We start from the raw sequence: 12088 nt of genomic DNA on the forward strand, positions 1-12088 counted from the left end.
CCGACAGAGTGACAGACTGGCCACGCTCATAAGCACCGAGTTACCGAAGTGGGCCGTTATGAGTGAGAACAGTGCTATGCCTGTGCTTGGAAAAGACCGGCTCCCGGTCCCGACGCAGAGTGCCGAGTCCGGTATGGATTCAGCCAACGCCCAGCTGCGCCCGCTTCTCGCCGCCATGCGTGCCGCGCGGGACGGCGACTTCACCAAAGTGGCGCCGGTGGGTGACGGTCTGACCGCCGAGCTGTACTCGGTCTTCAACGAGATGCTGGACCGTTCGCTGCACTTCGACGGCGAGCTGGTGCGCGTGCGGCGCGAGATCATACGGCACGGCCGGCTGGACGAGCGGTTCGGCGCGAGCCCCGGCCAGGGCCGGTGGGCCGCCCGTGTCTCGGAGGTCAACACCCTGCTGGACGCGCTGGTCGCCCCCGCGGCGAACGCGACCCGGGTGCTGAACGCGGTGGCGGGCGGCGACCTCACGCAACGCGTCGACCTGCACGACGGCACCCGTGAACTGCGCGGTGACTTACGGCGCCTGGGCCGTGCCGTCAACACGATGGTGGACCAGTTGTCGCTCTTCACCGGCGAGGTCACGCGGGTCGCCCGCGAGGTCGGCACGGAGGGGCGGCTCGGCGGGCGCGCGAAGGTGCGCGGTCTGTCGGGCAGTTGGCGTGACGTGACGGAGGCCGTCAACACGATGGCGTCCCGGCTCACCGCGCAGGTGCGGGACATCGCGCTCGTGACGACGGCGGTGGCACAGGGCGACCTGACGCGCACGGTGACCGTCGAGGCGACGGGCGAGCTCCTCGAACTGAAGCTGACCGTGAACACGATGGTGGAGCAGCTCTCCGCGTTCGCCGCCGAGGTGACGCGTGTGGCGCGCGAGGTCGGCACCGAGGGCCAGTTGGGCGGCCGGGCTCAGGCGCGCGGGGTGTCGGGCGTGTGGAAGGACCTCACCGACAACGTCAACTTCATGGCGTCCAACCTCACCTCCCAGGTCCGCAACATCGCCCAGGTCACCACCGCCGTCGCCAACGGCGACCTGAGCCAGAAGATCACCGTCGACGCCCGGGGCGAGATCCTGGAGCTGAAGTCGACGGTGAACACGATGGTCGACCAGCTGTCCGCCTTCGCCGACGAGGTCACCCGTGTCGCCCGCGAGGTCGGCACCGAAGGCAACCTCGGCGGCCGTGCCCAGGTGCGGGGCGTGTCCGGTGTGTGGAAGGACCTCACCGACAACGTCAACTTCATGGCCGACAACCTCACCTCCCAGGTCCGCAACATCGCGCTCGTGTCGACGGCCGTGGCGCAGGGCGACCTCGGCAAGAAGATCACGGTCGAGGCGAAGGGCGAGATCCTGGAGCTGAAGTCGACGATCAACACGATGGTCGACCAGCTGTCCGCGTTCGCCGACGAGGTCACGCGCGTCGCCCGCGAGGTCGGCACCGAGGGCAACCTCGGCGGTCAGGCCCAGGTGCGGGGCGTGTCGGGCGTCTGGAAGGACCTCACCGACAACGTCAACTTCATGGCGTCCAACCTCACCTCCCAGGTCCGCAACATCGCCCAGGTCACCACCGCCGTCGCCAACGGCGACCTCTCCAAGATGATCACCGTGACGGCGCGCGGCGAGATCCTGGAGCTGAAGGACACCGTCAACACCATGGTGGAGCAGCTGCGCGCCTTCGCCGACGAGGTGACCCGCGTCGCCCGCGAGGTCGGCACGGACGGCAGGCTCGGCGGCCGCGCGCAGGTGCTCGGTGTGTCCGGCGTGTGGAAGGACCTCACCGACAACGTCAACTACATGGCGGACAACCTGACGGGCCAGGTCCGCAACATCGCGCAGGTCGCCACCGCGGTGGCCCAGGGCGACCTCTCCAAGAAGATCGACGTCGACGCGCGCGGCGAGATCCTGGAGCTGAAGACCACCATCAACACCATGGTGGACACGCTGTCGTCGTTCTCCTCCGAGGTCACCCGCGTGGCCCGCGAGGTGGGCTCCGAGGGCCAGCTGGGCGGTCAGGCCCGGGTCGAGGGCGTGTACGGCACGTGGAAGCGCCTGACGACGAACGTGAACGAGCTCGCGCTGAACCTCACCACTCAGGTCCGCGCGATCGCCGAGGTCGCATCCGCCGTGGCCCAGGGCGACATGACCCGCTCCATCACGGTGGAGACCCGGGGTGAGGTGTCCGAGCTCAAGGACAACATCAACCTCATGGTCAACAACCTCCGTGAGACCACCCGCGCCAAGGACTGGCTGGAGTCCAACCTCGCCCGCCTCGCCGGTCTGATGCAGGGCCACCGCGACCTGATGGAGGTCGCCGACCTGATCCTGCGCGAGCTGACACCGCTGGTGAACGCGCAGTACGGCGCGTTCTTCCTGGCCGACCCGGACACGGCGGAGGCGCCCGCGCCCAGCCAGGTGACCGCCAAGGGCCTCGCGTTCATCGCCGGGTACGGAGCGGCGCAGGGCTCGGTCGTCGACACGGGCGGCATGCCCGCGCAGGGTCTGGTGCGCCAGGCGGCGCTGGAGAAGAAGCGCATCCTCGTCGAGGAGGTGCCGCCGGACTACATCAAGATCCATTCGGGGCTCGGCGACGCGGCACCGGCGACGGTCGTCATCATCCCGATCCTCTTCGAGGACAAGCTGCTCGGCGTCATCGAGCTGGCGACGTTCTCCCGCTTCTCCGACGTCCACCTGGCGTTCTTCGACCAGTTCGTCAACACCATCGGTGTCGCGATCAACACCATCATCGCCAACTCCCGCACGGAGTCGCTGCTCGGCGAGTCGCAGCGCCTCGCCATCCAGCTCCAGGAGCGCTCGGACGAACTCCAGCGCCAACAGGCCGAACTGCGCAGGTCCAACGCGGAGCTGGAGGAGAAGGCCGCGCTGCTGGCCACGAGCTCCCAGTACAAGTCGGAGTTCCTGGCGAACATGTCGCACGAGCTGCGCACGCCGCTCAACTCGCTGCTCATCCTCGCCCGGCTGCTCTCCGACAACCCCGACGACCACCTCTCCGACCAGGAGGTGCAGTTCGCGACGACCATCCACCGCTCCGGCTCCGACCTGCTGCAGCTCATCAACGACATCCTCGACCTGTCGAAGATCGAGGCGGGCCGGATGGACGTACGCCCCAAGAAGCTCCCCCTCATCAAGGTCCTCGACTACGTCCACGCGACGTTCCGCCCGCTCACCCTCGACCGGGGCCTCGCCTTCGACGTGTCGGTGGGCGAGGACGTGCCGCGCGAGATGTTCTCCGACGAGCAGCGCCTCCAGCAGATCCTGCGGAACCTGCTGTCGAACGCGGTGAAGTTCACCTCGGCGGGCAGCGTCGAGCTGCGCGTCAGCCGCGTCAAGGAGTCCTCGGGCGACCGGCTGCTGCACGACAACGAGGACCTGTTGTGCTTCGCCGTCAGCGACACCGGCATCGGCATCCCCGCCGAGCAGCTCCCGGTGATCTTCGAGGCGTTCCAGCAGGCCGACGGCACCACCAACCGCAAGTACGGCGGCACGGGCCTCGGCCTCTCCATCAGCCGTGAGATCGCGGGCCTGCTCGGCGGCCGTATCACCGCGGAGAGCAGCCCCGGCCAGGGTTCGACCTTCTCGCTCTACGTCCCCGTGGTGCACCCGGGCCACGGCGCGGCCGCCATCGCGTACGCCGCGGCACACACCCAGCACCTCCCGGAACCGGTCGAACAGGCCGCCCTGCGCCCACACACTGCCCTCGAACCGGACGACAGCTGGCCCACGCCCACCAAACTGGAGGAGTGGAAGGAAGGCCACGCGGGCCGCATACTGCCGGGTCGCAGGGTGCTCATCGTCGACGACGACATCCGCAACGTCTTCGCCCTCACCCATGTCCTCAGCCGTGTCGGCATGCCCGTCCTGTACGCGGAGAACGGCCGCGAGGGCATCGAGACCCTGGAACGCAACCCCGATGTCGACATCGTGCTGATGGACATCATGATGCCGGAGATGGACGGGTACGAGACCATGGCCGCGATCCGTCGCAGCCCACGCTGGCGGGGCCTGCCCATCGTCGCCCTCACCGCCAAGGCGATGCCCGGGGACCGCGAGAAGGCGATCTCCCAGGGCGCCACCGACTACGTCCCCAAACCCGTGGACGTGGATCAGCTGCTCGGCGTCGTCTGTGCCCTCCTGGACCCGGCCGGCTCGTCGGCCGACGAGCAACCCACGACCCCCGATCCAGAGACCGTCGTTCAGGAGCGGGACAGCGTTCAAGGAGAGAGCGTTGTCCCGCCGACGACCGAGTGAGGCACCGTGACCATGAGTGCAGAGGCCACCACCGACAACCGCGCGAGCATCCTCCTGGTCGATGACATGGAGGACAACCTGATGGCGCTGGAAGCCGTCCTCGGATCACTGAACGAGCCCCTGGTGCGGGCTCGTTCGGGCGAGGAGGCGATGAAGGCGATTTTGCGGCAACGATTCGCCGTGATCCTCCTGGACGTCCGCATGCCCGGCATGGACGGCTTCGAGACGGCATCGAACATCAAACGGCTCGACCAGACCAAGGACGTGCCCATCATCTTCCTGACGGGCACCGACAACGACTCCGGCTACGCCTTCCGCGGCTACGCGACGGGAGCGGCGGACTACCTCACCAAGCCCTTCGACCCGTGGGTGCTGCGCGCCAAGGTCACCGTCTTCCTCGAACTGCACCGCAAGAACAGGCAGCTGGAACGGATACTGGCCCGCGAGCAGCGCCAGTTCGACGAGCTCGCCGCCCGTCTCTCGGCGATCGAGACCCACATGGCCGCGAGCAGCCTGAAGGACGTCCTCGAACTGCGCCGCCACGTGACGCACATGGAGGAACTGGTGCAGGAGATGCGCCGCGGCCGGGGCGTCTAGACGGCAGCCCCGGCCGCGCGGGGCAGGCTCCCGGACCCCGGGGCCATGCCCTGCGGTCGCTCAGGCCTCGCGCGACCCCGCGTACATCTCCTCGATCAGGTGCTTGTACTCGCGCTCGACCACCGGGCGCTTCAGCTTCAGGCTGGGCGTCAGTTCGCCGTGTTCGACGTCCAGGTCGCGCGGCAGCAGCCGGAACTTCTTGATGGTCTGCCAGCGCTGCAGGCCTTCGTTGAGCTCGCGCACGTAACCGTCGATGAGCTCGACCGTCGCGGGCGCGGCGCACACCTCCGCGTAGGACTTGCCCTCCTGCCCGTTCTCCTTGGCCCACTGCAGGATCGCGGGCTCGTCGAGGGAGATGAGGGCGGTGCAGAAGTTCCGGTCGGCGCCGTGCACGAGGATGTTGGAGACGTAGGGACAGACCGCCTTGAACTGGCCCTCGACCTCGGCGGGCGCGATGTACTTGCCGCCGGAGGTTTTGATCAGGTCCTTCTTGCGGTCCGTGATCCGCAGGTAGCCGTCGACGGACAGCTCGCCGATGTCCCCGGTGTGGAACCAGCCGTCGGACTCCAGGACCTCGGCCGTCTTCTCCGGGAGGCCGTGGTAGCCCTCCATGATGCCGGGGCCGCGCAGCAGGATCTCGCCGTCGTCGGCGATGCGCACCTCGGTGCCGGGCAGCGGCTTGCCGACGGTGCCGGTGCGGTAGGCCTCGCCGGGGTTCACGAAGGAAGCGGCGGAGGACTCGGTGAGGCCGTACCCCTCGAGGATGTGGATGCCGGCGCCCGCGAAGAAGTAGCCGATCTCGGGGGCGAGCGCGGCGGAGCCGGAGACGGCGGCGCGCAGCCTGCCGCCGAAGGCCTCGCGCAGCTTGGAGTAGACGAGGGCGTCGGCCGTCTTGTGCTTGGCGCGCAGCCCGAACGGCACGGACGCGGTGCCGGTCCTGCGGAAGTTGTCCTGGCTGACCTTCGCGTACTCGCGGGAGACCTCCGCGGCCCACTGGAAGATCTTGTACTTGGCCGCGCCGCCGGCCCGTGCCTTGGCCGCGACGCCGTTGTAGACCTTCTCGAAGATGCGGGGGACGGCCGCCATGTACGTCGGCTGCACCACCGGCAGGTTCTCGATGATCTTGTCGACGCGGCCGTCGACGGCGGTGACGTGGCCCAGCTCGATCTGCCCGGAGGTCAGCACCTTGCCGAAGACGTGGGCGAGCGGCAGCCACAGGTACTGCACGTCGTCGGGGCCGAGCAGGCCGGTCGCCGCGATGGCCTTGGCCATGTACGACCAGTTGTCCTGGGGCAGGCGCACGCCCTTGGGCCTACCGGTGGTGCCGGAGGTGTAGATGATCGTGGCGAGCTGGTCCTTGGTGATCGCCGCGATGCGCTCCTTGACGAGTCCCGGGTTCTTCTCCAGGTGCGCGGCGCCGCGGGCCTCCAGGTCGGCGAGGGTGAGCACCCATCCGTCGGGGTCGCCCTCGGCGGGGGCCGCGCCCTCCGGGTCGAGTACGACGACGTGGCGCAGCTCGGGCAGGTCCGCGCGCTTCTCGCGGGCCTTGGCGAGCTGCGCGGCGTCCTCGGCGATCAGCACACGGCTGCCGGAGTCGGCCAGGATGTACGCCGACTCCTCGGCGTTGGTCTGCGGGTACACGGTCGTGGTGGCCGCGCCTGCGCACATGATGGCGAGGTCGCAGAGGATCCACTCGACGCGCGTCGAGGAGGCGAGGGCGACGCGGTCCTCGGCCCGCAGGCCGAGCTCGACGAGGCCCGCCGCGATGGCGTCGACGCGCTCGGCGGCCTGCGCCCAGCTGAGGGACTTCCATTCGTCGGGGCCCTCGCCCGACGCCGCCGGGACGGGATAGCGGTAGGCCTCGGCATCCGGGGTGGCCGCCACGCGCTCCAGGAAGAGATGCGCCACGGACGGCGGACGGTTCTCGATCAAGGTCTGTGTGTCGCTCACGACATCCTCCGGGCCCACGTCAGTGCGGCGAACTGGCTGGCGGCTGCTTCTTACATCCCTCAGGGCTACTTGTTTAACTTGCGAGTAACCTACGAGTGGTGATCAGGGTAGAGCGCCGACGCCCGGTGCGTAAGGGGCATCTGCCTGTCACTTCCTACAGACACCCAAACGGAACGGGCAGGCCCGCCGCAACGCGCCGCGGGCCCGGTGCGTGTGCGCACCGGGCCCGCGGGGCGGCGGCGGACCCGCCGCCGGGGCATTTACTTCTTGGCCTTGCCGGGGCCGCTGTCGTCGCTGGAGAGGACGGCGATGAAGGCTTCCTGCGGCACCTCGACGGAGCCGACCATCTTCATGCGCTTCTTGCCCTCCTTCTGCTTCTCGAGCAGCTTGCGCTTACGGGAGATGTCACCGCCGTAGCACTTGGCGAGGACGTCCTTGCGGATGGCGCGGATGGTCTCGCGGGCGATGACCCGGGACCCGATCGCCGCCTGGACGGGCACCTCGAAGGCCTGCCGCGGGATGAGCTCGCGCAGCTTGGCGACGAGCCGCACGCCGTACGCGTACGCCTGGTCCTTGTGCGTGACCGCCGAGAACGCGTCGACCTTGTCACCGTGGAGCAGGATGTCGACCTTGACGAGCTGGGCGGACTGCTCGCCCGTGGGCTCGTAGTCCAGGGACGCGTAACCGCGCGTCTTGGACTTCAGCTGGTCGAAGAAGTCGAAGACGATCTCGGCCAGCGGCAGCGTGTAGCGGATCTCGACGCGGTCCTCGGAGAGGTAGTCCATGCCGAGCATGACGCCGCGCCGGTTCTGGCACAGCTCCATGATCGAGCCGATGAACTCGCTGGGCGCGAGGATCGTGGCACGCACGACCGGCTCGAAGACCTGGTCGATCTTGCCCTCGGGGAATTCACTCGGGTTGGTGACCGTGTGCTCGGTGCCGTCCTCCATGATCACGCGGTAGACCACGTTGGGGGCGGTGGCGATCAGGTCGAGCCCGAACTCGCGTTCCAGGCGCTCGCGGATCACGTCGAGGTGCAGGAGCCCGAGGAAGCCGACGCGGAAACCGAAGCCGAGAGCGGCCGAGGTCTCCGGCTCGTAGACGAGCGCGGCGTCGTTGAGCTGCAGCTTGTCGAGAGCCTCGCGCAGGTCCGGGTACTCCGAGCCGTCCAGCGGGTACAGGCCCGAGAACACCATCGGCTTCGGGTCCTTGTAACCACCGAGCGGCTCGGTGGCGCCCTTGCTCAGGGAGGTGATCGTGTCACCGACCTTGGACTGACGGACGTCCTTCACGCCGGTGATGATGTAGCCCACCTCGCCGACGCCGATGCCGTCGGCCGGGGTCATCTCGGGGGACGAGACACCGATCTCGAGGAGCTCGTGCGTGGCCCCGGTGGACATCATCCGGATCCGCTCGCGCTTGTTGAGCTGGCCGTCGACCACGCGGACGTACGTCACGACGCCGCGGTAGGAGTCGTAGACCGAGTCGAAGATCATCGCGCGCGCCGGGGCGTCCGCGACGCCGACCGGGGGCGGGATCTCGGCGACGACCTTGTCGAGCAGCGCCTCGACGCCCATGCCGGTCTTGGCGGAGACCTTCAGGACGTCCTCGGGCTCGCAGCCGATGAGGTTGGCGAGCTCCTCGGAGAACTTCTCGGGCTGCGCGGCGGGCAGGTCGATCTTGTTCAGTACGGGGATGATCTTGAGGTCGTTCTCCATCGCCAGGTAGAGGTTGGCGAGAGTCTGCGCCTCGATGCCCTGGGCCGCGTCGACCAGGAGGATCGTGCCCTCGCAGGCCGCGAGCGAACGCGAGACTTCATAGGTGAAGTCCACGTGGCCCGGGGTGTCGATCATGTTGAGGATGTGCGTACTGCCCTCGCTCGGGCCCTCTGTCGGGGCCCAGGGCAGACGCACCGCCTGGGACTTGATCGTGATGCCGCGCTCGCGCTCGATGTCCATGCGGTCGAGGTACTGAGCACGCATCTGCCGCTGCTCCACCACTCCGGTGAGCTGGAGCATGCGGTCGGCGAGCGTGGACTTGCCGTGGTCGATGTGCGCGATGATGCAGAAATTGCGGATCAGCGCCGGGTCGGTACGGCTCGGCTCGGGCACATTCTTAGGGGTCGCGGGCACGCAGGGTCCTGTCTCTTGAGGCGCCTGTCGCCTCGGGTCGGATCTATACGTAGGTTCCATCGTCCCATGGGTGGGCCACTGCGCTCGGTTTGGGCCGGTAGGAGGGCGGCTGGTACCGTGGACAGCTGTGTCTCGTAGCCCTCTCAAGCGTCGAGACGCGTGTCATAACACTCATCTGCAGTCACCTCTGCAGTACCTGAACCTGAAAAGGCTCTTTCGTGGCGAACATCAAGTCCCAGATCAAGCGGATCAAGACCAACGAGAAGGCGCGTCAGCGCAACAAGGCGGTCAAGTCTTCGCTGAAGACCGCGATCCGCAAGGCCCGCGAGGCCGTTGCCGCCGGTGACACCCAGAAGGCCGCCGAGCTCACGCGTGAGGCCACGCGTCAGCTGGACAAGGCCGTCTCCAAGGGCGTCATCCACAAGAACCAGGCCGCCAACAAGAAGTCGGCGCTTGCTTCGAAGGCCGCGTCCCTCTAAGGACTGACGTCCTCGGCCCCGGCTCGCCGGGGCGCTGATCAATCCTTCCCGCGAGGGTAATTCGAGCCCTCTACCTCGAATCGCGGACAGACCACGCAGTACGCCACGCTGCGACGATGCCCCCGGACCCACTCCGGGGGCATTGCTGTGTCCGGGGGCGGTGCTGGAATTCGGGCGGGGCTTCAGGGCGGGGCGGGCGGTGCGCTGAGGGCAGGGGTGCTCTGTCGCTGAGGGCAGGGGTGCTCTGTCAGGGGCGCGGGGAACTGCGCGACCAGCCACGACGCACGCCGCAGACGAAATGCACACGAGCCCCGCAGACGGTGGGCCCACGGCCGGTAGCCGCTAGGCGCGACGTGAACGCGCCGCACGGGCGATCGCGACGACGGCCTTCTCCAGCGCGTACTCGGGGTCGTCACCGCCCCCCTTGACGCCCGCGTCGGCCGCGGCGATCGCCGTGAGCGCCGCGGCCACCCCGTCCGGGGTCCAGCCCCGCATCTGCTGGCGCACGCGGTCGATCTTCCACGGCGGCATGCCCAGCTCGCGGGCGAGATCGGCGGGGCGCCCCCCGCGCGCGGAGGAGAGCTTGCCGATCGCGCGGACGCCCTGTGCGAGAGCGCTGGTGATCATGACGGGGGCGACGCCGGTCGCCAGGGACCAGCGCAACGCTTCGAGCGCCTCGGCCGCCCGGCCTTCCACGGCCCGGTCGGCCACCGTGAAGCTGGAGGCCTCCGCGCGGCCCGTGTAGTACCGTCCCACGACCTCTTCGTCGATCGTGCCCTCGACGTCCGCCGCCAGCTGGGACACCGCGGAAGCGAGCTCGCGCAGGTCGCTGCCGATCGCGTCGACGAGCGCCTGGCAGGCCTCCGGGGTCGCCGAGCGGCCCGTCGCACGGAACTCCGCGCGCACGAACGACAGCCGGTCCGCGGGCTTGGTCATCTTGGGGCACGCGACCTCGCGCGCGCCCGCCTTGCGCGCGGCGTCGAGCAGCCCCTTGCCCTTGGCGCCGCCCGCGTGCAGCAGGACGAGGGTGATCTCCTCGACCGGCGACCCCAGATACGCCTTCACGTCCTTGACCGTGTCGGCCGACAGATCCTGCGCGTTCCGCACGACGACGACCTTGCGCTCGGCGAAGAGCGACGGGCTCGTCAGCTCGGCGAGCGTGCCGGGCTGCAGCTGGTCGGGGGTGAGGTCGCGCACGTCCGTGTCCGCGTCGGCGGCGCGGGCGGCGGCGACCACCTGCTGCACGGCGCGGTCGAGGAGGAGGTCCTCCTGCCCCACGGCGAGCGTGAGCGGAGCGAGCGGATCGTCGTGTGCTGTCTTCCTGGCCATCGCGGTCAAGCATCCCACGCGCCACTGACAGCCCGTCCCGTACGGCCCTGAGGCCGGACCCCGCCCGGGGTCCGCCCCTGAGGTGCGGCCCTGAGGTGCGGCCCTACGGCCTTGAGGTCTCGTCCGGTGTCGGAGAATGGTCGGGTGAGCGACGTACGACATGTCCTGGTGCTGCCCGACCGCGATGCCGCGGAGGTGGTCGCCGAAGAGCTCCCCGACCGTTTCGGCGTGGCCGAGGAGCCGCAGCTGGTCCGCGACGCCCTGGCGGGCGAGGACGACGCCGAGGACGCCCAGTGGCTGGTCGTGGTCGAGGACCCCGACGCCCGCCTCGACCCGTCGGCGCTCGACGAACTGGCCGCGGAACACGAGGGCTGGCTGGAGGCCCCGTAGCGACCGGAGGCCGGCTCCCGTGGCGAACGGTCAGCCGCCCTGCGGACCGCTCTTCGGTATGACCTGGATGTCGAGGTCGATGGTGATGCTGTGCCCGACGGCGGCGATCCCACGGGCCAGCATCGTCTGCCAGGTGATCGTGAAGTCGTCCCGGTGCAGTTCGGTGGTGGCGCGGCAGGCGACGCGGGTCTCGCCCTCAAGGCCCTTGCCGACCCCGAGGTACTCCGTGTCGAGCGTGACCGTCCGCGTCACACCGTGCAGCGTCAGGCCGCCGGATATCGCCCAGCGGCTGCCGCCCTTGTGGACGAAGCGGTCGCTGTAGAACTCCATCGTCGGGAACCGCCCCACGTCGAGGAAGTCACCGGAGCGCAGGTGGTCGTCGCGCATCTGGACCGCCGTGTCGATGGACGCGGCGTCGATCACGACGTGCATCGCGGAGTCCTCCATCCGCTCCCCGATCCGGATCGCACCCGCGAAGCTGTTGAACCGGCCACGGATCCGGGCCAGACCGATGTGCCGCGCGGTGAAGCAGACCGACGAGTGCAGCGGGTCGACCTCCCAGTCGCCGGGCTCGGGGAGCGTCGGGGGCGCGGCGACCTGGAGCGTGACGTCGCCGAGCGAGGCGTGCGCGTCCTCCGCCACCGTGGCGCTCGCCCGATACGGAGTGAACCCCTCCGCCGAGACCGCGAGACGGTAGTCCCCCGCCGGAACAGCGGTGACGAACGACCCGAAGGGGTCGGTGCCCCCACCGACGACCTTGCGCCCCATGGCATCACTGACGACGAACTCCGCGTTCCGCACGGGCTCGCTCACCGGGTCGAGCACCCGGCAGCTGAGCACCCCCGCACTCGACGGGACCGTGAGCGCCGACAAGGCCCCCACCCGTCCGGTCCGATTCGTACGGTTTCCCAGCCAGCGGCCGAACACGCGCGACACACCCC

Annotated in this window: 8 protein-coding genes; 4 read left to right on the top strand and 4 right to left on the bottom strand. The window is 69.1% G+C overall.

Annotation, left to right across the window (positions count from 1 at the left end):
• The first annotated feature begins 175 nt into the window (after nucleotides 1-175).
• Both DEJ47_RS11985 and DEJ47_RS11990 read left to right on the top strand, forming a co-directional pair.
• The gene (locus DEJ47_RS11985) at nucleotides 176-4270 is read left to right on the top strand and encodes a HAMP domain-containing protein (protein ID WP_150175575.1); all 4095 of its coding nucleotides are present in this window, start codon (nucleotides 176-178) and stop codon (nucleotides 4268-4270) included.
• A 12-nt stretch (nucleotides 4271-4282) separates the two neighbouring features.
• Entirely contained in the window at nucleotides 4283-4867 is a 585-nt protein-coding gene (locus tag DEJ47_RS11990; RefSeq protein ID WP_150175576.1) for a two-component system response regulator, read from the top strand.
• Nucleotides 4868-4927: 60 nt separating this feature from the next.
• On the opposite strand, the gene DEJ47_RS11995 is transcribed toward DEJ47_RS11990, so the two are convergent.
• The gene (locus DEJ47_RS11995) at nucleotides 4928-6817 is read right to left on the bottom strand and encodes an AMP-dependent synthetase/ligase (RefSeq protein WP_150167637.1); all 1890 of its coding nucleotides are present in this window, start codon (nucleotides 6815-6817) and stop codon (nucleotides 4928-4930) included.
• Between the two features lie 260 nt (nucleotides 6818-7077).
• On the bottom strand, nucleotides 7078-8949 hold the full coding sequence (gene lepA / locus DEJ47_RS12000; RefSeq protein WP_150167639.1) for a translation elongation factor 4: 1872 nt from the start codon (nucleotides 8947-8949) through the stop codon (nucleotides 7078-7080).
• Nucleotides 8950-9167: 218 nt separating this feature from the next.
• Here lepA and rpsT point away from each other — a divergent pair, with 218 nt between their 5' ends.
• Nucleotides 9168-9428 (top strand): 30S ribosomal protein S20, encoded by a 261-nt coding sequence (gene rpsT / locus DEJ47_RS12005; protein ID WP_098242480.1) that lies wholly within the window; start codon nucleotides 9168-9170, stop codon nucleotides 9426-9428.
• 342 nt (nucleotides 9429-9770) lie between these two features.
• On the opposite strand, the gene holA is transcribed toward rpsT, so the two are convergent.
• Nucleotides 9771-10757, bottom strand: coding sequence for a DNA polymerase III subunit delta (holA, locus tag DEJ47_RS12010; protein WP_150167641.1), 987 nt, complete (start codon nucleotides 10755-10757; stop codon nucleotides 9771-9773).
• A 144-nt stretch (nucleotides 10758-10901) separates the two neighbouring features.
• Here holA and DEJ47_RS12015 point away from each other — a divergent pair, with 144 nt between their 5' ends.
• Nucleotides 10902-11147 carry a hypothetical protein gene (locus DEJ47_RS12015; RefSeq protein ID WP_150167643.1) on the top strand — a complete coding sequence of 82 codons (246 nt, stop codon included), beginning with the start codon at nucleotides 10902-10904 and terminating at the stop codon, nucleotides 11145-11147.
• A 30-nt stretch (nucleotides 11148-11177) separates the two neighbouring features.
• On the opposite strand, the gene DEJ47_RS12020 is transcribed toward DEJ47_RS12015, so the two are convergent.
• Nucleotides 11178-12074 carry a YceI family protein gene (locus DEJ47_RS12020; RefSeq protein WP_150175577.1) on the bottom strand — a complete coding sequence of 299 codons (897 nt, stop codon included), beginning with the start codon at nucleotides 12072-12074 and terminating at the stop codon, nucleotides 11178-11180.
• Nucleotides 12075-12088 lie beyond the last annotated feature (14 nt).

Origin of the sequence: Streptomyces venezuelae (assembly GCF_008642355.1) — a bacterium.
In the GTDB taxonomy this organism is placed as follows: domain Bacteria; phylum Actinomycetota; class Actinomycetes; order Streptomycetales; family Streptomycetaceae; genus Streptomyces; species Streptomyces venezuelae_B.

What these genes read in the sequence shown, in the direction of transcription:
- DEJ47_RS11985 (WP_150175575.1), top strand. Translation starts at nt 176, where the DNA reads ATGCGTGCCGCGCGGGACGGCGACTTCACCAAAGTGGCGCCGGTGGGT.
- holA (WP_150167641.1), bottom strand. Translation starts at nt 10,757, where the DNA reads ATGGCCAGGAAGACAGCACACGACGATCCGCTCGCTCCGCTCACGCTC.
- DEJ47_RS11990 (WP_150175576.1), top strand. Translation starts at nt 4,283, where the DNA reads ATGAGTGCAGAGGCCACCACCGACAACCGCGCGAGCATCCTCCTGGTC.